Annotated in this window: 16 protein-coding genes and 3 pseudogenes; 15 read left to right on the plus strand and 4 right to left on the minus strand. The window is 53.9% G+C overall.

Translation table 11 applies throughout. The annotated features are described in order from the left end of the window. The first annotated feature begins 575 nt into the window (after nucleotides 1–575). From OE750_RS09975 to OE750_RS09990, 4 genes are all read left to right on the plus strand, one after another. A complete protein-coding gene (locus tag OE750_RS09975; RefSeq protein WP_263764029.1) occupies nucleotides 576–2297 on the plus strand; it encodes a hypothetical protein in 1722 nt (573 codons plus the stop codon). A 141-nt stretch (nucleotides 2298–2438) separates the two neighbouring features. Continuing rightward, nucleotides 2439–4505, plus strand: a complete 2067-nt coding sequence (locus tag OE750_RS09980; protein WP_263764030.1) for a type I secretion protein ATPase — start codon at nucleotides 2439–2441, stop codon at nucleotides 4503–4505. 184 nt (nucleotides 4506–4689) lie between these two features. Continuing rightward, complete coding sequence (locus tag OE750_RS09985; protein WP_263764031.1) at nucleotides 4690–6564, plus strand: type I secretion system permease/ATPase; 1875 nt, start codon at nucleotides 4690–4692, stop codon at nucleotides 6562–6564. A 1-nt stretch (nucleotide 6565) separates the two neighbouring features. Continuing rightward, nucleotides 6566–7906 carry an HlyD family type I secretion periplasmic adaptor subunit gene (locus OE750_RS09990; RefSeq protein WP_263764032.1) on the plus strand — a complete coding sequence of 447 codons (1341 nt, stop codon included), beginning with the start codon at nucleotides 6566–6568 and terminating at the stop codon, nucleotides 7904–7906. 158 nt (nucleotides 7907–8064) lie between these two features. Here the strand turns inward: OE750_RS09990 and OE750_RS09995 are convergent, their stop codons facing one another. Beyond that, nucleotides 8065–10878: a PAS domain S-box protein gene (locus tag OE750_RS09995; protein ID WP_263764033.1), complete on the minus strand. Its 2814-nt coding sequence runs from the start codon at nucleotides 10876–10878 to the stop codon at nucleotides 8065–8067. 1114 nt (nucleotides 10879–11992) lie between these two features. On the opposite strand from OE750_RS09995, the gene OE750_RS10000 reads away from it, so the two are divergent. The 5 genes and pseudogenes from OE750_RS10000 (at nucleotide 11993) to OE750_RS18195 (ending at nucleotide 15009) form a co-directional block, all read left to right on the plus strand. Then, entirely contained in the window at nucleotides 11993–12349 is a 357-nt protein-coding gene (locus OE750_RS10000) for a hypothetical protein (protein WP_263764034.1), read from the plus strand. Next, the gene (locus OE750_RS10005) at nucleotides 12333–12968 is read left to right on the plus strand and encodes a hypothetical protein (RefSeq protein WP_263764035.1); all 636 of its coding nucleotides are present in this window, start codon (nucleotides 12333–12335) and stop codon (nucleotides 12966–12968) included. The genes OE750_RS10000 and OE750_RS10005 overlap by 17 nt, the downstream gene beginning before the upstream one ends. Next, nucleotides 12944–14581, plus strand: a complete 1638-nt coding sequence (locus tag OE750_RS10010; protein ID WP_263764036.1) for a lysozyme inhibitor LprI family protein — start codon at nucleotides 12944–12946, stop codon at nucleotides 14579–14581. Before OE750_RS10005 ends, OE750_RS10010 begins: the two co-directional genes overlap by 25 nt. 95 nt (nucleotides 14582–14676) lie before the next feature. Beyond that, nucleotides 14677–14760: pseudogene (locus OE750_RS10015) on the plus strand (IS6 family transposase); the annotation flags it as partial. Next, complete coding sequence (locus tag OE750_RS18195) at nucleotides 14740–15009, plus strand: DDE-type integrase/transposase/recombinase (protein ID WP_412176221.1); 270 nt, start codon at nucleotides 14740–14742, stop codon at nucleotides 15007–15009. The pseudogene OE750_RS10015 and the gene OE750_RS18195, both read left to right, overlap by 21 nt. A 443-nt stretch (nucleotides 15010–15452) precedes the next feature. Here OE750_RS18195 and OE750_RS10020 read toward each other — a convergent pair whose 3' ends face one another. Continuing rightward, nucleotides 15453–15854: a hypothetical protein gene (locus OE750_RS10020; protein WP_263764037.1), complete on the minus strand. Its 402-nt coding sequence runs from the start codon at nucleotides 15852–15854 to the stop codon at nucleotides 15453–15455. Nucleotides 15855–16110: 256 nt separating this feature from the next. Between OE750_RS10020 and OE750_RS18200 the strand changes: the two are divergent. Next, nucleotides 16111–17176: pseudogene (locus OE750_RS18200) on the plus strand (integrase core domain-containing protein). Nucleotides 17177–17238: 62 nt separating this feature from the next. Here the strand turns inward: OE750_RS18200 and OE750_RS10035 are convergent. Then, nucleotides 17239–17678, minus strand: a pseudogene (locus tag OE750_RS10035) (IS6 family transposase); the annotation flags it as partial. A gap of 227 nt (nucleotides 17679–17905) precedes the next feature. On the opposite strand from OE750_RS10035, the gene OE750_RS10040 reads away from it, so the two are divergent. From OE750_RS10040 to OE750_RS10050, 3 genes are read left to right on the plus strand one after another with little or no spacing between them, the layout of a single operon-like run. Beyond that, on the plus strand, nucleotides 17906–18460 hold the full coding sequence (locus OE750_RS10040; RefSeq protein ID WP_263764038.1) for an ImuA family protein: 555 nt from the start codon (nucleotides 17906–17908) through the stop codon (nucleotides 18458–18460). Continuing rightward, entirely contained in the window at nucleotides 18411–19874 is a 1464-nt protein-coding gene (locus OE750_RS10045; RefSeq protein WP_412176219.1) for a Y-family DNA polymerase, read from the plus strand. The genes OE750_RS10040 and OE750_RS10045 overlap by 50 nt, the downstream gene beginning before the upstream one ends. Continuing rightward, nucleotides 19871–23134: an error-prone DNA polymerase gene (locus OE750_RS10050; RefSeq protein ID WP_263764039.1), complete on the plus strand. Its 3264-nt coding sequence runs from the start codon at nucleotides 19871–19873 to the stop codon at nucleotides 23132–23134. Before OE750_RS10045 ends, OE750_RS10050 begins: the two co-directional genes overlap by 4 nt. 188 nt (nucleotides 23135–23322) lie before the next feature. On the opposite strand, the gene OE750_RS10055 is transcribed toward OE750_RS10050, so the two are convergent. Then, the gene (locus OE750_RS10055; RefSeq protein WP_263764052.1) at nucleotides 23323–23967 is read right to left on the minus strand and encodes an IS6 family transposase; all 645 of its coding nucleotides are present in this window, start codon (nucleotides 23965–23967) and stop codon (nucleotides 23323–23325) included. 126 nt (nucleotides 23968–24093) lie between these two features. Between OE750_RS10055 and OE750_RS10060 the strand changes: the two genes are divergently transcribed. Next, a complete protein-coding gene (locus OE750_RS10060) occupies nucleotides 24094–24609 on the plus strand; it encodes an AAA family ATPase (protein ID WP_263764040.1) in 516 nt (171 codons plus the stop codon). A 223-nt stretch (nucleotides 24610–24832) separates the two neighbouring features. Then, entirely contained in the window at nucleotides 24833–25549 is a 717-nt protein-coding gene (locus tag OE750_RS10065) for a hypothetical protein (RefSeq protein WP_263764041.1), read from the plus strand. Nucleotides 25550–25594: the final 45 nt, after the last annotated feature.

Genomic DNA, 25594 nt, shown 5'->3' on the forward strand with positions numbered 1-25594 from the left:
TATTTACGCAAATTCCCCCACCGGGCAGACGTTAATAATTTGTTTACCAACGTCACTATAACGCAGACTACGGCGATTGTCCGCTCATTTTTCTGAAAACGCCCTAGAACCAACGGCTAATTGTGTTCTGAATGTGTCGGGGTACACCTCTCGTCCCTTGGCATTTCGATGCTAACCTAAAGAGCAGGATCGTGAGTTTTACAGCTTGAAAACAACAGGCTAACAGAGCGCGTATTTCTAAACCCTTTATCTAGCTTAACGGATGCCCCCGGCTAGAGGAAGCTATGCAAGTCACGATTTGAAACGTGATGGCAGATGCCTGTTCGGCATTCGCCCAGGCCGAAAAGGGGCTCGCTGAAAACGCGAATCGCCTGCTTCGAACCTGACAAAAAACAGCGGAAGGGGGGCCTCTCACAAACACAGAGATCGCACAGCTTTTCTTGGGTGAGCATTGGATCGAGTCATCGTCCAACGCAACCAACCGAACGCAAACTTCTTTTGAAAAACATCTGCACGTTGGTCGCTTTGGATAGAGTTGCGATCCCGTAGATGTCTCAATCATACGGAGATACAAAATGAAACGGACACCATTTTACATGAAAGATCACGGTCACCAAAATCAGGACCAGGATCAGGATCAAGCCCAGCTTCAGGCGCAAGCCGAGCTTCAGGCCCAGCTGCAAGGGCAAGGTCAGGCCCAATACTCCTCGAGCGATAACGACAACGACAACGGAAATCTCAACGGGAATGGCAACGGTAACGGTAACCTGAATGGCAACGGCAACCTGAATGGAAACGGGAATGGCAATGTCAACGGTAACGGCAACGCTAATGGCAATGCCAACGGAAATGCTAACGGAAACATGAACGGCAACCTGAATGCCAACGGGAACTTGAACGGGAACCTGAATGCCAACGAAAACACAAATACATCCGACGTAGATGTTGATGTCGATATTGATCTCGACATGGCAGGATGGGTGCCTACTGATGACGACTTCGCAGACATTGATCTGGACGGGTCGACAACAGGTGACTTCATTATGGCGCACGGTGATCTGAATTACAGCCCCGGCGATGACATGAACATTGAAGACATCCTGAACGATGCTCTGAACGGTGCTGGCAATGACTCCGCTACAATCAACGCGCAGGCCAACAAGCTGACAGACAATGACAGTTTGAAGAATGTGTCAAACGATGGCAGCCTGGACCAAACCAACACCTCCAAGGGCGGCTTTGCTCATTCTGATGACGGCATCTCGGCCGGTGCAGACGGCGGCAAAGGCGACGGAACAGCCAACGCGACTGGCGGTTCTGCACTTGGCGGCCTCGGTATCGGAGGTGCAGCAGGTGCAATGGGCGGAACCAGCGGAACGGCTGGTAACGGCAACGCAGCTGGCGGAACGGGTGCAACTGGCGCAGCGGGTACAGCTGTTGGGCTAGGTGTGGGTCTTGGCGGCGCGTCCTCCGATGCCGATGCTGATGGTGGTAACGGCGGCGACGCCGCATCTGTTGCCGCTGCTCTGGGTATTGGCGCGGGCCTTTCCGATGCAAATGCTGATGGCGGCAATTCCGGTGATGCAGGCGGCGTGGGCGTGGGCCTAGGCGCAGCGGGTGCCGGAGCTGACAGCAGCAACACGGGCGATGCCGGTGCAATCGGCGCAGGCCTTGGCCTTCTTGGTCTCGGCGTAGCGGGTGCCAATAATGGCTCAACAGGCGAAGCCGATGCAGACGCGCTTGGCGCCGGAATGGGCAATGGCTTGGGTGCAAGTGGTGACGGCGGCGACGCTGGTGCTATTTCAGGAGCCATGGGCGCTGGTGCAGGAGATGCCGATGCAGGTAATGCAAACGGCGGCGACGGTGGAGCCGCGGGCGCAGCCTCTGGTGCATTCAACAGCACAGCTGGTTACGGCGGGGAAAACCTCGCAATCGGCGGCGCTGGTGGCGACGGCTACGGCGGACACGCCTGGGGCGGTGACAGCGGCAACGCCTTCGGTGGACAAGCTATGGTTGGCGGCGTGCAAGCCGGCGGTGGCCATGCTGGTAACAGCGGAGACGCCTTTGCTGGCGGCGGCGGTGCCGGTGGCAACGCAGGCATGTGGGGATCAAACAACGGTGACGACGGTTACGTCACTGGAGAGTCCTTCGCATCGGCTGCTTCGCAGATCGACACTTCGGCGTTCAACCAAACCATCGTGCAAGGTGCGAACGTGCTCGGTAACACTGTCGATATGACAGTTGTCGGTGGCTCGTTCAGCTCCAGCTACATCGGTGATGATGGCGATGGCGCATAGGTCCTAGCCCAAACAAGCGTCTGAGCCTGGGGTCCCCTAGGCTCAGACCTCCATTTTAGAGCGCTCGTTTCGAGCAATTTTTACAAACTCATACCCTACAAGATCGAGATGCAAACCATTTAACTTGAGAGCGAGGCTACGATGCTACTGGATAGAGTAACCGAAATGGTTGCCCATATGTTCGGACACTTCCACATAGCTCTGGAAGAAGCACGGATGCGCGATGCGTATGACAAGTTCCAAGCACTTCATTCAACCGAGCAGGAATTGGAAGCACTCGACGCAGCAAACATCACCTTCAATTCAAAATACACACTCGATGGCTTCACGCCGGACATCAACTATTCCGATGCAGGTCCGGAAAGTCCAAACGGACAGATCAGCGCGCCGTATTACTATGGATATTTTCTAGCGGTTCCCAATGCTGCTCAACTTATTGCCTCAAGTTCTAGCAATATCAAAATTCCGGATCAACCTATGATTGAAGGCCGCCCGCTTCTCACTCTGGAGCCTCCTTCCAGCGTCGCTGTCATTACTTATCAATATGCATTTCTTGAAGACAACGACCTCTTTTTTAGCGGTGAAAGCGAGATCGAATTTAGCGACCCATCAGAGTTTCTTGCCGAGTTGCAGGCTCTTCAGGTTATAGCCCAGGCGATCACAGCACCATTAAGTGCCGATATGATTCACCCGGGCGAAAACGCAAACGACGATGCAATCGCTCTATTCGATCAAATAGCAACAGTCGAAACCACCACACTCACGGGACTCACATCAACCCTGTTACACGGGGCTGATGCCTCGGGCTTGCATGTCAATGGCGAGTTGATTGATGAAATTCCATCTCTCGAAGACGTTATGCCTGCCTTCATGGCAACGAGCGATGCCATCTCCGAAGGTGCGCCAAACGAGGTCTCTGAAGTAGATGGCACTAATGAAGATGATTACGAATGGCCCGATCCGTTCGAGGGGCTTAACAGCATCACTGGCACTGAAGATGCGCCTGAATTCGAAGATGGCCATACGGTCGTTGCGGGTGCAAACACGCTGATCAATGAAGTCTCGATCAACTCTGCATGGCTCGACGCATCTGTAATTTCCGTAATGGGTGATGTCGTGAACCTTGATATCATTTCCCAGATCAACCTTTTGGTTGACCGCGACACTGGCAGCCTTGGCGAAGAACTGGAGTCTACCACTCTAAACGCAGCGGCCATGAGTTTCTCAAGCTCGACCACCGTTCCAGACCCTTCAGGAGAAAACTCCACAGGGACAACTGGAGCAAGCGTAGGCAGCAACAATTTTGTGCTGCCCTCGAACTGGGCCATCACAAGAATTGACGGAGATCTTATTAACTTAAATCAAATCAAACAATATACCTTTCAAACCGACAACGACATTGCAGATGCCAGCTTCAGCAGCTCTAGCACCTATATCGGCTTGGGCAACAACACAGTCGTGAACTTCACCAATTTGGCCGAACTGGGCTATGGCTATGACCTCATCATGATTGGGGGCAACATGATCTCCGTGAACTGGATCAGCCAGTGTAACGTGTTGATCGACAATGATACGATGTCATACACAGGGTTTACGCCAACAAGCCTAAGCGGCGGTGACAACCTTCTTTTCAACGGCGCACAAATCAACGGTGTCGGGTTGGACACCTACGGCACAATGCTAGACAGCTTCGCCAGCGCCGCTAACGGCCTTGCCACAGGTGCTGCAGATATCGGAACAAGTGTTGCGCATGACAGCCTGTTTGAGGGCATCGAGGTTCTCCGCGTTCTCTACATCGAGGGCGACTTCACCACCCTTAACTGGATCGAACAAACCAACGTGCTTGGCGACTCCGATCAGGTGCATTTGGCTTTGGACAATTTTCAAGCCGCAACGGACGCCGAGATCAACGTAACCGCTGGATCGAATGCTGTGGTCAATCTTGCCTCTATCAATGAATACGGCGTAGATTCCACGGTAATGGTCGGCGGCGATACCTATGATGATGCAATGCTGTATCAAGCAGAGTTCATCGATACCGATGCGAATCCATTAGGTGTGAACATGCCCGCCCTCGCATCAGAAGCCGTCGCCTTTTTGGCCGAAGGCATGATCGGCCCCAGCTCAGAACCAATGGATGCACCCATAGTGGCAACAGCACCCGAAAGCACCATGTCGCCAGACCTGATGCAAACAATGCTCGCGTAACAGGGAACCAAAAATGACACTCAACGATCCCCGAGGTTTCGCCGCATCAGAGGAGCTCTCAGCTCTCAAAGATGATGAAAAGCCCAATGGAAAAGCACGTGCAAAACGCGCTGATCCGCTTCCCCTAAGGCCAGATCAGCGCGTCAATCCCCAAAAAGAAGCGGTTTTTCAAAGCAAGCGATCAATGGCCCAAGGCTTAGGTGGAGAACAGATTGAAGGCAGCACTGGACCCGTTTTGAAGACTGGCGGCGCGGGGAAGCCACCAAGAGATGCTGGTGGCGGCAAAGGCGGCGGCGGTGGTGGCGGGTCGTCAAACTTCCACAAACGCGCAGCTCCGGATCAGTTTTTGCAATCACTTAACAACGGAACACGGGTTGTGAAGCGTAATCTGAGCTTCGTCATGCTGCTGACTTGTGCAACCAATTTGTTGGTTCTCGCGATCCCGATCTACCTATTCCAAATCTCTGACCGTGTTCTGACGAGCCGTTCACTCGATACCCTCATTATGCTGACTGTGGTCATCGTTGGGGCCGTCGTCTTGCAAGCTATTTTTGATGCCGTACGCCGCTTCATCCTTATGCGGACTGCCGTTGAAGTTGCCGTCAGAATGGGCGCGCCTGTCTTGAGTGCTGCGGCTCATGCCTCGCTTCATGATAACGGGCGGCAATACCAAACCCTTGGTGATCTTCAACAACTGCGTGGTTTCCTGACATCAGGCACGCTCATATCGTTTCTGGATGTGCCATTTGCCCCCCTCTTCATCTTCGCGATTTTTCTGGTTCACCCTCATCTCGGAATGATCGTTGTTGTCACTGCAATTCTGCTGATGATCATCGCGTTCATCAACCAGAAGGTAACGGCCAAACCATTTGCAGAAGCCAATATCGCCCAGAGCAAAGCCAACATGCATCTGGATTCCATGTCGCGAAACAGCCAGATTATCAACGCTCTTGCCATGGTCCCCGAAGCGGTTGCACTTTGGGGGCGCGACACCGCAGATTCCCTGCGCGCGCAAGTTAGTGCGCAAGACCGCAATATCGCATGGGCCGCCGTATCACGGGCCGCACGACTGCTTACTCAAATAGCCATGCTTGGCTGGGGTGCGTTTCTTGCCATTCAGGGCGAAATTACTGGCGGCATGGTCATCGCCGCGTCGATCATTGCAGGGCGCGCACTGGCTCCCATCGAGGGCTCCATCGAAGGCTGGAACGGCTTTATACTCTCGCGCGGGGCATATGACAGGGTCCGCTCGCTCATGCACAATTCGGTTCAGCGGTTCGAAAAACTTGTCTTGCCTAATCCCGAAGGCCGCCTCAACGTTGAACGCCTTCTCTTTGTCCCTGTCGGCACCAAACAAGTGATCCTGAATGGCCTCACCTTCAGTCTCAATCCTGGCGAGTCACTGGGCATCATTGGCAATTCTGGCGCAGGTAAAACAACCTTGGGCAAAATGCTCGTGGGGTCCATCCTGCCAACCTCGGGCAACGTGCGGCTAGACCTGATGGATCTACGCAATTGGGACACACGGCAACTGGGCGAAAATATCGGCTACCTGCCACAAGATGTTCAACTTTTCCCTGGAACGATCAAGGCCAACATTGCCCGTATGCGCACCGATGCCCGTGACGAAGATGTTCACCGTGCTGCCCTTTTGGCCGATGTTCACGATATGATTGCGATGCTACCGCATGGCTATGAAACCGTCGTGCAGGCCGATGGCTCCCCACTTTCGGGAGGCCAGAAACAACGCGTTGCACTCGCGCGCGCATTCTTTGGAAACCCTCGTTTCCTTGTGTTGGATGAACCGAACTCAAACCTCGACGCCGCGGGAGACCGTGCCCTTGCCAATGCCATAAAACACGCAAGCGAGAACGGTATCACAGTTGCCGTCATCACCCAAAAGCCCTCGCTTCTGAGCGTTGTGGACAAGATCATGCTTATGGCGGATGGCAACATCGCCCTGTTTGGCCACAGACAGCAAGTTCTTGCACAGCTCGCACAGCGAAATCAGCCTGGCGGAAACCTTCCTCCAAGCCAAAGCGGAACCGGAGGCCATTAGGATGTCAAAATTGGTAACCTATGAAGAACCGCTCGAATGGTATGCCAACGTTCCCCGTTCTGTCACAAAGCATATCATTTTCGGGTTAAGCCTATTTGTCGTGGCTTTTGGAGGCTTCGGTTGGTGGGCCTTTCGCGCACCTCTTGCTGCCGCCGTGATTTCTCAAGGCAGTTTCGTCGCAACAGGCAGCAACAAAATCGTGCAGCACCTTGAAGGGGGGATCATCCATTCTATTCTCGTTGCCGAGGGAGACACCGTTGTAGAGGGGCAACCTATTCTCATGCTCGACGAGACCTCTGCCCTTGCAACTGAGCGCGAACTCTTTCTGCGACGCGTGCGGCTCGAAGCGATGGAAACACGAATTCTGGCTGAGTACTCCGGGGACGAGCAGCTGGCTATTCCCGAACACATCCAAAGCCTGCGTTCCGATTTCAACGTGGCCTCGATGTTGGATGCTCAGAAAGTCACCTTCGACGCGGCTGCACGCCAGCTCCGCAATGACATCTCCCTTTTAGAGCAAAGCATAACTGCCCTGACGGTACGTTCAACTGGGTTCAACTTCCAGCTCACCTCCACGCGCAGACAACTTGAAATTCTGCATGAAGACTTGGAAGCCAAAGAGAAACTACTGGAAAACGGGCTCATTCGGCGAACAGAGGTTAACACCCTACGCCGGGCGATTGCCGAAGCAGAGGGGCAAGTCGGTCGTCTCACTGCCGAAATAGACGAAATAAGAGAAGTAACGAAGCGCTATGAAGCCCAGATCGCCCAAACAATCAGTGAACGCCAAGTTGCCGCTTTGAACGAGCTTCAAATCGTTCAATCGGAGCTGGAAAGCGTGCGTGAGCAAGCCCGAAGGGCAGAAAATGTATTGAAACGCTCCGAAGTTCTAGCGCCTGTTTCCGGAACAATCGTCAGCTTGCACTACCACACGGCAGGCGGCGTGATCGAAAGCGGGAAAGCTATTGCCGAGATACTTCCAACAGGCGAACCACTCATCATTGAAGTGAGCATTCCACGAACCGAGATTGACGTCGTCCAACAAGGTCAGGAAGCCACAGTCAGATTGACGGGCCTCAACGCGCGCACAACCCCGATTTTGTTGGGAGAAGTTTTCTATCTCTCGGCGGATTCCATTCTCGATCGCAGCCAAGAGCTTCCGCAGGAAGTCTACGTTGCTCGCGTTTCGGTTTCACAATCGCAACTGGAGCGAGTTCGAGGCTTCACCCCCACTCCGGGAATGCCTGCCGAAATTATGATCCAGACGGAAGAACGAACCTTCTTTGACTACCTTATGAAACCAATCATCGATAGCATGAACCGAGCCTTTCGTGAGCAATAAGGTGCACCGAGACTTTGTAGAAACCGTAGTGCAGGTTGCCGAGCGTGGCTGCACAGGCTGGCCGGTTGCGGCATCAAACACCTAGAATGTCCCTTTCCTTTTCACCTCCATTGCCACTGTAGCAACGGTTTGGTGGAAAGGCAGTCCCCCCAATTACGTCACTGTTCATCTGGCTCCGAAACCGGGATTGCGAACCAAAAAACTGTGACACCGCCCGGACTGCTCTCAAAGTCGATCTGACCGTTGTGGCGCAAAACAATCTGTCGCGATATATTAAGCCCAAGCCCAGTGCCACCTTTTGCCCGGGTGTCGGAGCTATCAGCCTGTGAAAATGCTTTAAAGATGTTTGGTTTGAAACTTTCCGGCACCCCTGGCCCTGAATTCTGGATATAAACAAATGCCATACCCTCAATTATTTCGGCTCTGATCTGCACCTCTGTTTCTTGATCGGAGTATTTACAGGCATTCGAAATCAGGTTTGCAAGAACCTGGCGTGCCCTGCCCTGATCGGCACGGGCGACTAGGGGCTCTTTGGGCAATTCAACCTTTAGCTTGTTTTTATGGGTCACCGCAAAAGGCATCATGTCTTTTACGGTCGACTCAATCATGGTGGAGAAGTTTACGTCTTGAAAATTGAACGTTAATTCACCAGAGGATATTTTTTCCAGGTCAAGGATATCGTTAACAATATCAGTCAATCTATCTGCATTTGAACTCGCGATTTCGACCAGCCGCGTTTCTGCCGTGGTGAAGTTTTTAGTTTTTGATGCCGTCAGCAACCCAAGCGCGCCCTTAATAGAAGTAAGGGGCGTTCGCAGTTCATGGCTCACCGTAGAGACAAATTCATTCTTAATCTTGTCCAGTTTCTTCTTCTCGGTAATATCGATTATCTGGGCGATGAAAAATGGACTGTTAGTATTTTTATCGTATGACCACGAAACGTTGACCAAACCCCAGCTTTCGCCCCCTTTCGCATGTAAAATCCGATGCTCGGCCGTATAAACAGCAGCACTTCCATTCTCCATCAATGACGTGATCGCGCTATAAACTTCTTTGCGCTCCTCATAAGGCATAAGATCAGATAACCGCGCCTGATCGATAAGCTCGTCAGTAGTCATCCCTGCCATTTGGCAAAAGGCATCGTTTACCCCAGTGAATTTACCATTATAATCCAAGAGAGCCATGCCGATAGGCGCATGTGCCAAAACCTGCCGGAACTTCCGTTCACTGGACTCAAGTGCATTTTTGTCATGCCGAAGCTCGGTGACGTCTATTTGTGTACCAACCAAACGCGTGGCTTTGCCATTTTTATCGCGTGTCACCGCACTAGAATCTGATCTCATCCAGCGCCAGGTGCCATCCAATGTCTTCACGCGATACTCTGCGATTGATCTGGTCGTTTTACCCTCAATACAATTCTGATCAGCCGTTGTAAGGATGGCCTTATCATCCGGGTGAATACGCGATAGAAAGAAGCGCTGCGTGTCCCCGTCCATACCTTCACAGGTGTCATCAGCCCCCATGATACGGCACCACGTTTGAGACACCTGGGACTTACCTGTTCTCAGATCGACATCAAACACCCCAATTTTTGCCCCTCTCAACGCCAAATCAAACAATGTCCGACTGCGCTTTAACTCCCGTTGGGCATCATTCTGTTCAGTAAGATCGCGAATAATGGCGGTGGTACGTGTTTCACAATCGTGCGTTTTCCAACTGTTACGCTGCACGTCCAGCTCTAGAATCTCGCCAGACTTCGTTTTTCCCAACGCATTGTAGCTGTCTGACTGGTCTTCATTATCCTTAACCAGAGACGAGAAGTGCATCTCTCCAATGATCTCTGAGTGGGTATAGCCAAAGCAGTTAAGCGCCGCTTGGTTCGCAAACACAACGCTATCCCTACTGTCTAAGACGAACACGGGCGTCACCGCATTTTCAATGATCGCCTTATTTTCTTCTTCTTGCGCCGTAATTTTACGGGAGCGTAAAGCAGTAATCTCACTCAAAGCTTGAGCACGAAGCCGTTTGCTTCTGAGATACATAAGCAAAAGTATGGTCAAGATGAGACTGACAATCAGGATACCGATTGGTTGAAAAGCCAGAAATGCGCGATCAAATTGGGGGGTGCTGTTGTAGGTTAGCGTCCATGTCCGCCCGAAAAGATTGATTTCCCGAATGGACACATACTGTCCGTGTTCCGTTTCGCTATCTGCGCTATCAAAAAGCAACGTGCTGTTCTCGGAACTTTCAGCATCCACCACCCTCAGATGGTAGCTTTGGCCTGCGCCAGACGATAGTCTGAAAAACAGATTTTCCGCGACAAATGGGGCCTCAACCCAACCACGGAACCCGTCGCCATCTCCTTCACTCAAGTTGCGCTTGTAGACAGGCATATAGAGCACAAAACCAGGCGCATGCCCTACCCCTTGCTGTACAAGTTTGAGGGGATGTGACATCAGTGTTGATCTGGTCGTGCGCGCGCGATCCAAGACTTTTTTGATGTCTTTAGAGTAGGTCACATCAAGCCCGATAGCGGCTTCGTTGCCCGCCTCAGGGTACATATGCTTGATGATGTAATGAACAGGTTCGTTAGAAAGCTTGCGAAGGGTGAAGCTCTGCTGGTTTTGTTCCCGCATTTCATTAACGAGGTCTTCAAGTTCTGCATGAGGCACTTTTACGACTAGTCCGATTCCGGCAATTCCGGGGAGCTGCTCGAAAATCTCAAGAGAGCTTACATAAATTTCGAAATCTTTTACCGTAATATACTCCGAAGAGTTCAAGAGGGCCGCAACCCCTTTCATACTCTGTGTATATGTAGAAATCCGCGTTTGAAGCGTGCGAACATGATCGTCGACTTGCGTCTGGAACTCTCTGTTAGCGACTTCGGCGTTTTTATGGCTGCTAATAAGGTAAAGGCTACTGGCTAAAACCAGACAAAAGGCGGCTACAAAAACTTCTATTCTGTAAAACACTCATGCTCCCGTTCATCGATTATCTAGATGGAAAACTCTCAGAGAAACCTGCCTACGAACTCAGCAAAAATATCCCTGCGTCTATGTGCTTTTCTCATCAGTATAGTCTTCGTTCACCACCTGCCACTTGGCTTTCCTTGATCAAGACCCCCTAATGGTTTGATTGCGGAGTATCGCTGATAGGCTTGAAAGTTTATTTACACAACCCTGATGAACATAACTCCAGAAAAACTGAATCCTTTAGCCAACTTTTTGCTTGGCCAGCTTTCAAACTTGGGAAATACAACCCGTTCAATCGCTACCGTTCGCACTTCACACGACTTTAATGAATACACACAAGTTCACCACATTTTACACGCTACTCGCCCAGAAACTTTTACCAGTTGCAGCAATGCAACTTCAGGTAGTGAGCCTTTCCATTGATGAACGGCATATCTACAGTTTCGGAACTGGGTTGTGATGGCTGGCAACGAGCGTCACCTGAAACAGCACATGCCTCAGCAGTCGCCGACCATCGCCAATTGCCCGCTGGCCGCACATAGCTGGCCGCACATATCCGCTAAATACTTGATAGGCTGTATTTTTTGTGGGGGGCTAAGCTCCGCATCAGGCCGGAAGGCCATAAACTGCGCAATGAATTCTGCATCAATCCTGTCAATTTTGACCCGCAGGCCTCGGCTACTCGCGAAAGCTTTGATTTGCGCTGGCTACCATATCCATGTTCTCTTCCTTCTGATCCGTGCTCAGATTTGGCCACATAAAACTGTTCGAGAGTATAAAGTGAGACTGAAAGCTGCGAATGCAGGGTGCGTTTTCTATCTCCGCAAAGCTAATTGCTCGCCTTGCCTGCCTCAACCTAATTTGCCCAACAGTATCCTCGTGAAGGTCCGCACGACGTAATTCATAGCAATTTTGAGTTTTGATATCCTCGCTCTGTTTGGTATGCTTTACCATGCGAAATTGTTCATCGCCTTTCAGAGCATTCATTTCGGCATTTCTTCTTGGCGGCCTCGTGTCCGATTACGTTGCTGCGCAGAATGCTGCCGCTGGACCTGAAACATACGGTCCACTGCTCTACCTTAGTCAAGCCGAGTGCCTGAAGACTAAGGCAGACATGTATCTAGATACCATCGGTGACGGACCGAGTCTGGTCTTTGTCGGATTCTGCGAGGACAATATCGTCAAGCCGGCTCCGGGGCAGATCAGTTCAAGCAGCACGCGGAATTCGCTTCAAGACAGTGTCATCCGTTTCACCGAAAAGCAGATGCGGGATCTGCCCGGGCTCGGCAACCTCCCTGCCAATATGAAGGCCGTGGTCGTCGTTCTTTCTCGGGACCAGATCACTTGTATACGCGACAGATTTGACGAAGTGGTGGACGCCAAGGAAAGCACCAGCTTCATTTGGAAAGGGGTTTCAGGTGATGTAGAGGACAAGGTAGCGGAGCTCAAGCTGAATGAATGCGGGCGGTAAAAAGTCGGAACACCCTCAGCGGGGATCGGCCACGCGGCGCTTCGCCAAGCGCCTCGCCAACCTTGAGACGGCCAAATTTATCGCACTCATACTCGCAGGTACCTACGCAGTGTTCGAGCTTTCGCTTACTCGAATCGACCGACACGTCGATACCGCGATGTCGCTAGTGCAAGAGTTCAGCCAGGGCCAACTCGGAGAGAACCGACGCTTTCTCAATGACCGATGGTATACCCATTGGGACGACGTGCGTCTTTTGCAGGAAGCCGGCTACGGTGCAACCAGCGCTCCTATACAGGCATTTATCAGGAACACGATCGTCGGCGAGTTAGGCCAAGCAGGCCAAAAAGAGGTCCGGCTCGCAATCGCAGAATTAACCGATAGCCTCGACCGCTTGGCAATCTGCGCAAAACCTCCTTTCAATCGGGACATGTTCAACATGTTTGCCCAATGCGACCCGAAAACCACCAATCAGTCGATTTGCGAATATGCCACGAGCTTTCACGAACTCTACGGCCCACTCATAGACGAAACACGCGACACATTAGGCAGCAGTGGCCTCGGGGTCGCGCTCGAAGAGTATGTAAAGAGAGGAACATGTTTCCGATGGCTTCAAGACTGATTCCCGCTCTCATAACCTGTACTTTGAACGCAACATCTGCTCTGGCGGCCGATATCTATTGGGCGCCCCCAATAGAAGCCGATTTCAAATACGTCTATCCAGCCGAGACCATCGGCGATCCCACAGCGGCAGGTGATGTCAAATCCTTTGCCACGATACCGCATTTACGCGTCGAAGGTCCGATCGAAAAGGGGGACGCCGACAAGCTCGGGGCAATGCTGCGGGAAGAGAAGCCAAACTGGACCGTCGACATGTTCAAAGACATTGTCGTATCATTCAACAGTGACGGCGGCGACTTCTACGAAGGCCTTGCGATCGCAGACATGATATCCGGGCTCGCGGCCGCCACATTTGTGGGGCCTGACGACCGTTGCCTCTCTTCTTGCGCGATCGCGTTCCTAGGGGGCAGCGCCATCGTCTTGCGTGGTATACCTAGTTGGCCAAGCCGTTACATTCACGTCGACGGAGTGCTTGGGTTCCATGCCCCGTTTTCTGAGATCCCGACAGGGATTCAAATCCCGGCAGGCACACCTTTGACAGATGGCCTCACTCAGCAAATGGCGCAAAGTTTCTACGGTCAAGCGCAAGCCGCGATTAATGAGATCGCAGGACGGATTTCAGACTGGCAAATCTCATCCGATTTCGTATTCGGCATGCTAACGAAAGACAGCTATATTGGTGACACACGGCCAATAGAGGAGCGGTTTGTCCTAGTTGATAGTTACCTCGTAGCCACACAGATCAAAGCCAACGTACTGACATCTACTTTGGAATACCCGGCAGAGATTACGGGTGTTGGTGCAAGCGCCGCATGCAGCTTTCTGGTTCAAGCGAATACCGGTCGCGCTTTCCAGGTAGGCCTTGCTTCGTCCGTGGAGTCACTCACAAATCCAAATCTGTCGGCGGATGGAACCTGGACCGCCACCTCCACGAAATTCGCGCAAGGTAGATTCCCTGAAGTCACCTCGGAGATGATAGGCTACGCCACCCACCACCGCATGGTGCCAGGAAATGATCCGGACGCGTTTTTCACCGAAGGGATTCTTTCAGGTATCGGCCCCATCCAGTGTAGCGCTTATCGTGGCGACGACGGTCAGTGGTACGCGCGCACCTTTAACGGTAATATCCACTATCCTGATGGAGAAGGGACCTACGTTCGTGGCCGGGGTGCCGATCTGACCGAGATTCGCGTTCTCGATTTCGAGCAAGGTTACCCAATCAACCGATACCTTTTACTCGGAGATGTGGGCAGTTGGTCCAGGGCACCGGAACTGTATGCTGCATTTCCAGAGTGGCTGCCCGATTGGACAAGTGACATAAAGGGGCCCAGCTTCGATTGCGACGGCAATCTCGATCCAGCCGCAAACGTGATCTGCAAATTCCCCGCTTTGGCAGATGCCGACGGCCACCTTGGCGCGCTATACAGCGCCGCCCGGAAGAAACTGGGCGACGTCGTATTGGAGGAACAGCGCGCATGGATCCGCGCACGCGACCGTGTCTGTCGCCCTGAGCGCGTCGATCTGAACGACGATTTCATCCGTTGGAACCTAGCGCTATGCCTGATGGAAATGACCGGCCAACGAAACCAAACCTTGGCCATGCAGCTGCAATAGGGCATTGTCACGTTAACTTGGCGATCGGCGCAACGACGTATTATTGTCGTTGAACGAGCAATATATCCTACGCGCACCACCGATATTCACGGGCAATCATTCCGAGGGCTGTCTGGCTCTACTTTCGCTTCCCGTTGAGTTTTCGAAACGTTGAGGAAATGCTTCCAGAGCGAAGTGTTGATGACAGCTATGCATCGCCCGTCTCCATCACGCACATTGATCGCAGGTATCTTAATAATCACGTCGAGAGCGGTCATGCTGCACTAAAGCGATTACTCGGGTACCGACAAAACTTCAGGTCCTTGCGATCTGCAAAAGCAATTCCTCAAGTAGCGGACCCGCCAGAACGATCAAGAATGGACATGTCGATACAAAGCAACAGGGCGTCAGGGGCGAAGTTACCTTCGCCAATCAACTGTTTGGATTGACCGCACAACTGGCCCGAACAAGCGCTAATCAACTTAATGCAACAGTCCCCTTTCATCAAAGGCTTGGTCACGCTCAGCAATAAAAGCGATGTACGGGAAGAACTTCGTAGCTTGGTTGAGAAAATCGTGGTGACGCCAATCCCGACAGACGGCAATCGGATGGCCCCACCAATATAGGTTCGCGGTGTTCTTTCCGGCATTTTATCGATGGGTCACGGGGTTTCCGGTAAATCTGGACAGCAAAAAACCTCCTGTGAACAGGAGGTTATGCAAAGTATAGTTTTTTTGGTTGCGAGAGGGCACAGCCGCCGTAACCTACCTATTCTGATGTGCAAAATTTGAGCTAATACCCAATCGTAGGAAAATAAAGGGTTTGTCTTTCGAATGTCGGCCTACCTACCGGGCAGCAGTCAAAATTCTAGCCCAACTGGCCTCTCTTGCGTTCAATGGTCTTTTGAGCGATCACCATATCGCGGACTAGGAAACACGCCAAGCAATTCGCCGTACCGATATTCAAAATTCATCATATCAAAATACTCACCGTTGACGTGGATGTCATGCGTAATGCCTGCATCCTTGACTTGATAGGGTGTCAGGAGCCGACCGCAAGCACGGAGTGTATTCTGGTTGAACCCGATAGCCATTTTAAGATCGAACCCGGCTACATCGTAAAGCTCAACAAAATGGCCTGTAGCTCCCCAGTACTCCTCAGCCTCAATTTTCTCTGTGGGCAATATCACTGTTACGTCGAGCGCCTTAGCCATCGTTATGACAATCTCTTTATTGAAAGGCTGGCCGTCGATAGTATGAAAATCATAGCACATTTGAAGGGTCGTCTTGCTCATTAAGGTCACCTTTGCTTAGCGGGCATTCCGCTTGTTGTATACAGGGTAACAATTGGTGCCTATTGCGTAGTAAAGCACACAGGTTTGGGCAAATTTCCGTGGAGTATCATCCGCCTTGGGCATGTTCACGTGGATAACCCAAAGTAATGCCGCCTTCCTTTGTAGCGAAGCGCCAGATTCTAAGCTGTCTGTAGATATGCCGTTACTCGCGAGACATTTCCTTTAACCTCCCGGCACCGGGAAGAAGGAGATGATCATGAATAAAGATCAACGCGAGATACAACGCAAGTTACGGATACTGCGATACGCCGAAGAGATCGGCCATGTTGCCAAAACCTGCCGCTATTTCGGGATCGGTCGCGCCAGTTTTTACCGCTGGCGCAAAGCCTATGCAGAACACGGCGAAGCAGGGCTAATCAATGCGCCGCCCATCCCCAAATGGCACGCGAACAGAACGCCACCGGAGCGCGAGGAAAAGGTGCTTTATCTTCGTCGCAAATACCACCTCGGTCCCATGCGGATCGTTTGGTATCTGGAGCGCTATCACGGCATCAAGATATCTGACGCAACCGTTTAGCGCATTCTGCGCCGGCATGGGCTAAACCGCCTTCCACGTGGCACCCGCATGCGAAAAGTCCATACCAAGCGTTATCAGAAGCAGGCGCCCATTGCCTGACAGGGTATTGCGCAGCAATGTCCCGAGAGGGAGGTCATCACATCCAGATGGATGTTAAGTTCCTGACTTTCATCGGAGAAAAGGGCGAAAAGGTGCGCCGCTTTCAATCTACGGCGTCGCTTCTTGCCGGGAATGGCAATTAGAACTTCATGACGCGCCTTCGCGATATCGATCGCCGCCAAAATGGGCGGGTTCTGTGCAATACTGGTCTCGGTCATAGTCGGTCTCCTTTGCAGTGTGGTTTGTGCAAAACCACTGTAGGGACCTGAGGCACGGCTATGACCACCTGCTTCGTTACACGAAGACTACGCAGGCGTTCAAAGCCTCTCAATCAATGACATTCCGAAGGTGTTACGGCACTGAGTTCACCAGCATGGCGATCCTCAAATGGGTGCAGGACACAGGCATTGATTGGCACTACATCGCGCCTGGAAAACCCCAACAGAACGGCTTCATCGAAAGCTTCAACGGCAAGCTGAGGGACGAATGCCTCAACGAAACGCTGTTCGGTACATTGCGCGATGCCCGCAAAACGCTTGAAGAATGGCAGGAGGATTACAACTGGCGAAGACCACATTCAGCACTGGGCAACCTGACACCGATGGAATTTTTGCACAGAAAGGCGATGGACAAGATGGCTGCCTAAGGCCAAAGATTTAACCCCGAGGACTCTGCGCGAAGCTGGAGGAAACTTGGGGCTCAGGTCACGCCGTAAGACGGTAATTTGTCCGTTACGATGATCTCTGGTGGGCCGTAACGCTTCATTGATTTTCTGAGGAATTTCAAAGCCGCTTTACGATCACGGCGTTTGGTGACGTAGCTTTCCAGCACCTCACCTTCGTGATCAACCGCCCGCCAAAGATAGTGTGTCACGCCATTGATCTTCACGAAAATTTCGTCCAGGTGCCACTGCAAGTTTGAATGTGCCCAAAACTTCTGGGCACGCCTTTTACGTATTTCCGCAGCAAAAATTGGGCCAAACCGGTTCCACCAGAAACGGATAGTTTCATGGCTGACATCGACGCCCCGTTCATGCAGCAGATCCTCGACATTCCGAAGCGATACGGAAACCTAACATAGAGCATGACCGCAAGGCGGATGATCTCAGAGCTGGTTTTAAAATACCGAAAAGGGGAGCGCTTTGTCATTTCGAAAGCCTAGGTGAGCGCCCTGCCCGGCTCAAGCCAGTTTGCTCTAACAGGGGCATTGGATATTAAAGACTTAAACCTGCCGTTGCTGCGGTCTAATCGTATGTCAACTTAGGGCCGTTCGTGTCAGGTGCTAAAACCAACTAAAGCAGCACCATGTTTCAAGCGATGAGCATACACAAAACGGAAACATTGCCGCACCTGAATGTTCCCTTTATGTTCCCTCTATGCGAGTCACTTTCCAAAACGTCTTCCCCCTGCGCCCTGCCCGCGTCCATGAGGTCTGCGGGGCAGGTGCTATGGGCTTTGCCGCCATGGCCGCTCAGCGCCGTTGCCTTTGGATCCGCGAAAGCTGGCTAACCGACACGGCCGCACCGCAAGGCCTGATGTCCTTTCTCAATCCTGCGGACCTGCTCCTCGCCCACCCCAAGAACCAAGCCGACGCATTGGCCGTAGCAGAGGAAGCGCTCAAGGATGGGGCGTTGCCCTTTATTGTCCTCGAGATAACCCGCCCTTTGAACCTGCGGGAGGGACGGCGGTTGCAATTGGCGGCCAAAGCCGGCGGAACGACTGGTCTGTGTCTTATCCCCGAGGGTATGGGGTCAAACGCCGCCGAAACGCGCTGGAAAGCCGCGCCACTCTTCGACACGCAAAGCGAGGACTCGACTCTCCAACGGTGGAAAATTATAAAGAACAAATCAGGAACATTAGGTGCGTGGTCGGTGAAGTGGGATGCGCAAACGCGTCGTATCAATGTGGTTTCCGAGGTTGCCCAGCGATAGGGTTCTACGCGCAGGCCTGCGGCACATCGCCGATGACAACCGCCCGTTCGCCCTTATCCACCATGAGAAAAACACCGACCGTATTTATTGCCTGAACCAAGCGGCGGAGGCCCAAGGTCTGCATCGCGGCATGGGGTTCTCGGATGCACGGGCTTACTGCCCCGATCTGCAAAGCCACCCGGCCAACTGGGTCGCCGATATTAAGTTCCTGCATACGTTGGCGCGGTGGAGCAAGCGCTACTGCCCATGGGTCGGCTTGGATGGCACGGATGGGCTGATGCTCAACATCACTGGGTCGGCGCATCTGTTTGGCGGCGAGGCGCAGATGCTTGACGACATGCGTCACCGCCTGGCCCGAGCGGGGGTGAGCGGGCGGATTGCCGCAGCTGATACGCGCGGTGCAGCTTGGGCGCTCACGCATCATGCTCCCGCCCCCACTGCGGATATCACCTCCTTGCCTGTGGCCGCCCTGCGCCTTGATGCAAAATCCGACACGGCTCTACAACGTCTTGGGCTGCGAACGATCCGCGACCTGATGGCCTTGCCGCGCGCGACTCTTGCACGACGGTTTGGCCCAGACGTGGTGCTCCGCCTGGATCAAGCGATGGGCGCGCAGGATGAGGCCATCACGCCTCTGGGAGAGGCGCCACACTATGGCGTGCGCCTAACGTTACCCGACCCGATTGGATTGGTCGAAGACGTCATGATGGGCGCCGAGCGCCTTTTGGTCCGGTTGTGCGACAAGCTCAAAGATCAGGATATGGGCGCGCGGCAATTGCAACTGACCCTGCGCCGCGTCGATCAAGGCGCACAAATGGTCGAGTTGCGCTTGGCGGCCCCCATGCGCGATGCCGCACGGATCTTGCCACTGTTCGCACGTGGCGTTGACGCGGTGGATGCGGGCTATGGCATTGACCAGCTGCGCCTTGAGGCCACACAGGTCGAGCGCTTGATGGACGCACAGATCACCTCGACCACGGCATCGCGCCCCGATGGTTTGGAGGATCTGATCACGCGCCTTGGCAACCGCATTGGGCTCGACAATATCCAGAGGTTTTTGCCAGCGGACAGCCACATCCCAGAACGTAGCTTTCAAAGTGTGCCTGCGGCGTATAGCACCGCGTCGGAATCATGGGCCAGCCTGCGCCCGCGCCCTTTGCGCCTGTTTGCGCCCGAGTCTATTGCCGCAGTTGGATCAAGGCCGCCTGCACAGTTTCGGTGGCGGCGCATGTCGCTGACAACAGGGCGCGCAATAGGCCCCGAGCGCATCGCCCCCGAATGGTGGCTGCCTGACGACAACTGGCGGTCTGGTCTGCGCGACTATTGGAAAGTGGACACGCGCGAAGGGCGGCGGCTGTGGCTGTTCTACACACCACAAAACCCCGGCTGGTTCGTGCAAGGCGAATTCGCATGACAGTCCGAAACGCATCTCTCGATCCGGGATATGCAGAGCTATGCTGCACCTCAAACTTCACATTCCTACGTGGCGCCTCGCATCCGGAGGAACTGATCACCCGCGCCGCCGCTCTGAGGTTGACCGGCGTGGCCATCACTGACCACAACTCGCTGGCGGGTGTCGTCCGGGCGTATTCCGCGCTCAAGGAATTGCGCCGTGAACTTGGCGACGGCGCCCCGCTGCCCAAGCTGATCATTGGCGCGCGTCTGGTCCTGCGCGGCAGTGATACGCATTGGATTGCCCTGCCACAAGATCGCGCGGCCTATGCGCGGCTGACACGACTGCTGACCCTTGGCAAACGACGTGCCCCCAAAGGCGCGTGTTATTTGGATTTGTGCGACTTGTCACAGGGCTGCGCGGGGATGAGCCTGATTGCCCTGCCACAACAGGCGCTAAAGGCCAGTGTGACTGAGATCGCCACCCTCAAAAAGCACTTCCCCGCAGATGTCTTTGTCGGCGCGACCCCTCGCTATGACGGCAGCGATCAGCGCTATTTTGATGCCTGCGCCACCCTCGCGCATCGCACCGCCGCGCCGATGGTGGCCGTCGGGGATGTGCTCATGCATCACGGATCGCGGCGGCAGTTGGCCGATGTGCTGACCTGCCTGCGCGAACACATCACCATCGACGAGATCGGCACACGCGCGCTGCCCAACTCTGAGCGCCGCCTCAAAGGGGAGGCCGATATGAAACGCCTATTTGAGCGTCATCCTGCCGCCTTACGCCGCACTGTTGAGATCGCCGCCAAATCGAGCTTTTGCCTGTCCGAGTTGAGCTACGAATACCCGGATGAAATCGCAAACGATGAACCGCCTCAAGATCGCTTGGCGCGATTGGCGCGTGAGGGGCTGAAAACCCGCTATCCACAGGGCGCGCCGGACACCGCCATCGCACAGATGAACAAAGAGCTGGCCTTGATCAAGGCACTCGACTTCCCCGCCTATTTCCTCACGGTGCATGACATCGTTCAATTCGCACGGTCTCAGGGCATCCTGTGTCAGGGGCGCGGTTCGGCGGCCAACTCCATCCTGTGCTACCTCTTGGGCATCACCGATGTCAGCCCTGAAACCATCACTATGGTGGTGGAGCGTTTCGTCTCCGAGCATCGCGGCGAACCGCCGGATATTGACGTGGATTTCGAACATGAACGCCGTGAGGAGGTCATCCAGCATATCTACGCCAAATACGGTCGTCACCGCGCGGGGCTATGCGCCACGGTGATCCATTTCCGCTCGCGTGCCGCCATCGCGGAAGTGGGCAAAGTCATGGGGTTGTCCAAGGATGTCACGGCCAGCCTCTCGGGCCAAATATGGGGCTCGGGGAACAGCGGCGCGGACCCTGAACGGATTAAGGAGCTGGGCCTCGATATGAGCGATCCGCGCCTTGCGCAAACGATTAAACTCATCGGGGAAATCATCGGGTTTCCGCGCCACCTGAGCCAGCATGTCGGCGGTTTTATCATCACCAAGGGGCGGTTGGACGAACTCTGTCCGATTGAAAACGCGGCAATGGAGGACCGCACGATTATTGAGTGGGACAAGGATGACATCGACGCACTCGGCATTCTCAAGGTCGACATCCTGTCGCTCGGAATGCTCACCTGTATTCGCAAGAGCTTTGATTTGATCGCGCAGCATGGCGGAGAACATTACAGCATAGCGACCGTGCCGCAATCTGATGGGCCGACCTATGATATGCTCTGCGCGGCCGACGCCATTGGAGTGTTTCAGGTGGAAAGCCGCGCCCAGATGAATTTTCTGCCACGCATGAAGCCGCGCGAATTTTATGATCTGGTGATCGAGGTCGCCATCGTGCGCCCCGGTCCGATCCAAGGCGGTATGGTGCATCCGTATATCAACCGCCGCCAGGGCAAAGAGCCTGTCAGCTTTCCTTCTGATGCACTAGAGAAGGTGCTTGGTAAAACCCTCGGCGTGCCGCTCTTTCAAGAGCAAGCCATGCAAATCGCTGTGGTCGCGGCAGGGTTTTCGCCCTCCGAGGCCGACGAGCTGCGCCGCTCCATGGCGACGTTTCGACGGATGGGCACCATTGGCCAGCTGCGCGATAAGTTTATCAGCGGCATGTTGGTGCGCGGGTATGAACGCGCCTTTGCAGAGAGCTGTTTTTCCCAGATCGAAGGCTTTGGCGAATACGGGTTTCCCGAAAGCCATGCGGCGGCATTTGCAATGCTCGCCTATGTTTCTGCGTGGCTCAAACGCCATCACCCCGCTGCTTTTGCTTGCGCGTTGCTCAATTCCCAACCAATGGGGTTTTACGCCCCCGCCCAGATCGTGCGTGATGCCCGCGAGCATCAGATCGAGGTACGCCCCGTTTGTGTGAACGCCAGCGCATGGGACAGCATTTTGGAGAAACGTGCCGACGGGTCGCTGGCGCTCAGGCTCGGGTTTCGCCAGATCAAAGGCTTCCGCGAAGAGGATGCCGCATGGATCGTCGCCGCACGAGGCAACGGCTATCCCGACCCAGAGGCGCTGTGGCTGCGCGCAGGGATTGGGTCTGCGGTTCTGGAGCGGCTGGCCGAGGCGGATGCTTTCGCAGGTCTCGGCATGGGGCGACGTAATGCGCTCTGGGCGGTGAAGGCAATTAAAGGCACCGCGCCTTTGCCCTTATTTAGCGATCCTATTGAGGGCGAAGGAATTCATGAAACACCTGTCGATTTGCCGACCATGCATTTGGGCGAAGAGGTTGTGGAAGATTACGTTTCGATGCGCCTTTCACTCAAGGCGCATCCGATGGAGTTGCTGCGCCCCGAGATGACGGGCCTCACCCCCCATGCCGCCCTGCCTGACATACCCCTTGGCCCGATTGCGGGGCAAGCCATTTCGGTCTGCGGTCTGGTCATAACGCGACAACGCCCCGGTACCGCGTCAGGCGTGGTGTTTCTAACGCTTGAGGATGAAACAGGCGTGTCAAATGTGGTGGTATGGAAAACGGTCTACAAAAAGTTTCGCCGCGCGGTGATGGGCGGGCGTTTGCTGCGTGTCACGGGCGTGGTGCAGCGCGAGGGCATCGTGGTGCATCTCATTGCGCAGCACATTGAAGATGTCTCGCACCGCCTCGGCAGGCTCGGACATCCGATGGACACCGCGGTTGGTCTGACCGAACCCCAAGCCGACGACGCGCCGCGCACGCGCCCCCACCCCCGCGCCATGCACCCGCGCGACCAAGCGAAGCGGTTGTTTCCGAGTAGGGATTTTCGCTGAGGTGGGGAAGCCGTCGTTTGCTGCATCTGCGTGGGTGGAGATCCAGCTTGAAGAAAACAGCCGTTCATAGACTAGAGACCAGAACGCGGATGCTCGCGCTAATCATCCAATTCAGTTGGCTGCACAATGCCGGAAGGTGCTGTCAGACGAATGCGAACCAGTCTCTGCAAGGACAGCGGGGCTGTCCCTTATGCAGCGCCGAGCTGACGCCACTCGGCGAGAGCGGCGGCTCTGTTCAGCTTAAGGTTGTCTCTGGAGTAGAGGTGGCGCTCCGCATTGAAATGGTTATGGACTGAGGCGTGAATGGCGACAAATTTCTGTAAGGTTTGCATCCGTCTAAATCGAAGCATAGCCCGTTCCCGCCTTCGAAATGGCTGGTGCGAATTCTCCGCTCTGTTGTTCAGCCAGCGCCCGGTTTCTTGCCGATCAGCGTTGCCGATCACCTTCATCGCCGCGCTGTAAGAACGGAGCTTATCGGTGACAAAGATACTTGCGCCGCCATGACGTTTCATGATTTTCATCAGAAATTTGTAGGCAGCCTTGCGATCACGGCGTTTTGTGACGAAGCTTTCCAGGATTTCCCCTTCGTGATCTACTGCCCGCCAAAGATAATGCGTCTCGCCGTTAATCTTCACGAACACCTCGTCCAAGTGCCATTGCCAATTCGAATAGGCGCGCATCTGACTGACACTTTTCTTGCGGATCTCTGCGGCAAACAACGGGCCAAATCTGCTCCACCAAAACCGAACCGTTTCGTGGCTGATGTCGATACCACGTTCATGCAAAAGATCCTCCACATTACGAAGCGAAAGCGGGAAACGAACGTACATCATCACTGCTAAATCACTGCTAAACGGATGATCTCTGGGCTCGTCTTGAAGTAGCGGAAAGGGCTGTGTTTGATCATACCGCAACGCTAATTCCTCACCCTGCCCGCCTCAACAAGTTTTCTTCTGACAGTGCCCACTATCCGCATCGAGGGGTGCATCGACCTGGCGCTCCACCCCGGCCGGGTCGGTCTGGAACCCGTGAACACGGACGGGGTCAAGTTGCTTGTCATCGACGAGGCCGAGCGCCTCTCTACCCAGAGCCTCGAACACATCCGCGATATCTTCGACCGTACCGGCATCGGCGTTATCCTGATCGGTATGCCCGGTCTGGAACGCAAACTGGAACGCTACCCGCAACTCTATAGCCGGATCGGCTTCGCCCATCACTACCGGCCCCTGAAGGGTGACGAGCTGACCTTCGTGCTCACCCGCCACTGGCGCAAGCTCGGTCTGCAACTGGATGACGCGGACTTCACCGACCATCAGGCCATCGCATCCATTGCCCGGATCACCGGCGGCAACTTCCGCCTCCTGCATCGGCTCTTCGTCCAGATCGAGCGCATCCTGAAGATCAACGAACTCTCGCTCGTCACCGACGATGTGGTCGAGGCCGCCCGCTCCACGCTGGTCATCGGCGCCACGTAGCGCCGAAGAAACCGCGCCAGATAACGATGAACGTCACAGCGGAAATCGGGGTGTTTTACAGGCGTGTCAAAAAGGAGCGTTTTTGAACGCACCTGGATATTCCACCACCGACCATTGGGGAGCAAAGCGGTTTGACTACTCCGGTTTGGTTTCTAAGACTTGACGTTTATCAGCGTCTGCGCTCTTATCAAAGCTGAATACTGCTCAAGTTAAGTTTGTTGTCATGAAAATTGTTTCACAAGTGCAGACGCGAACCCCGGTTCTAGCTATCTCTGCGTTGTTTGCTTTTTTGCTAATACTGTTTCCTGACCGGGGTGCCGCAGACAACAAGCCTGAACTACCGCCTCTCCCAGAACACCTGACACTCCCTGATTGTGAACTTGGGCCCGAGTGCCCGATCCCATTTGATCATCTCTCCAATCAAGAAAGTGAACCGTTTCTGTTTGCAACCAAACTGATTGATGAAAACCATCCGCGCTGGAGCCAATTCGAAGATGCGTTGGAGCAATTTCCTGATGTGGGGAGTTGTTTGGTCGAAGACGAGGCCAGCAAAGAGAGTCCCAACTTGCTTTTGATGGACTGGAAAAAAACTGGGTACATGATCGGCTCCCGAGTTTGTCTGTTCAGGGTTGCTAGTAGCCTTGATCATCCAACCCTGGTGCAACAATGGATGAAGTATCACGGGTTCCGCGTTGGCGATATCCAGCCGGTTCTGTACCCTGCTCGGCCCGAGAAAAAAACAAGATTTGTAGGCAGTTGGACGGCGACCCAATACCGAAAGCGAAACCCTCACTGGTTTGTAAGCCTAACGGGTTTCGAAACCGTTCGCTCCTGGGCTTACAGCATCAGCTTTAACAGCGAGCTAAGAGTCATGGATGTTCGTCCAGCGGGATCATCTACATTTAACTTGTCTGACGTCAGCGCTTATGGGTCCAAATAGCGTTATTTGATAAGAGAGTGTTGTTGGCTCATCATAACCACTGAG

Origin of the sequence: Lentibacter sp. XHP0401 (genome assembly GCF_025751535.1) — a bacterium.
Classification (GTDB): domain Bacteria; phylum Pseudomonadota; class Alphaproteobacteria; order Rhodobacterales; family Rhodobacteraceae; genus Lentibacter.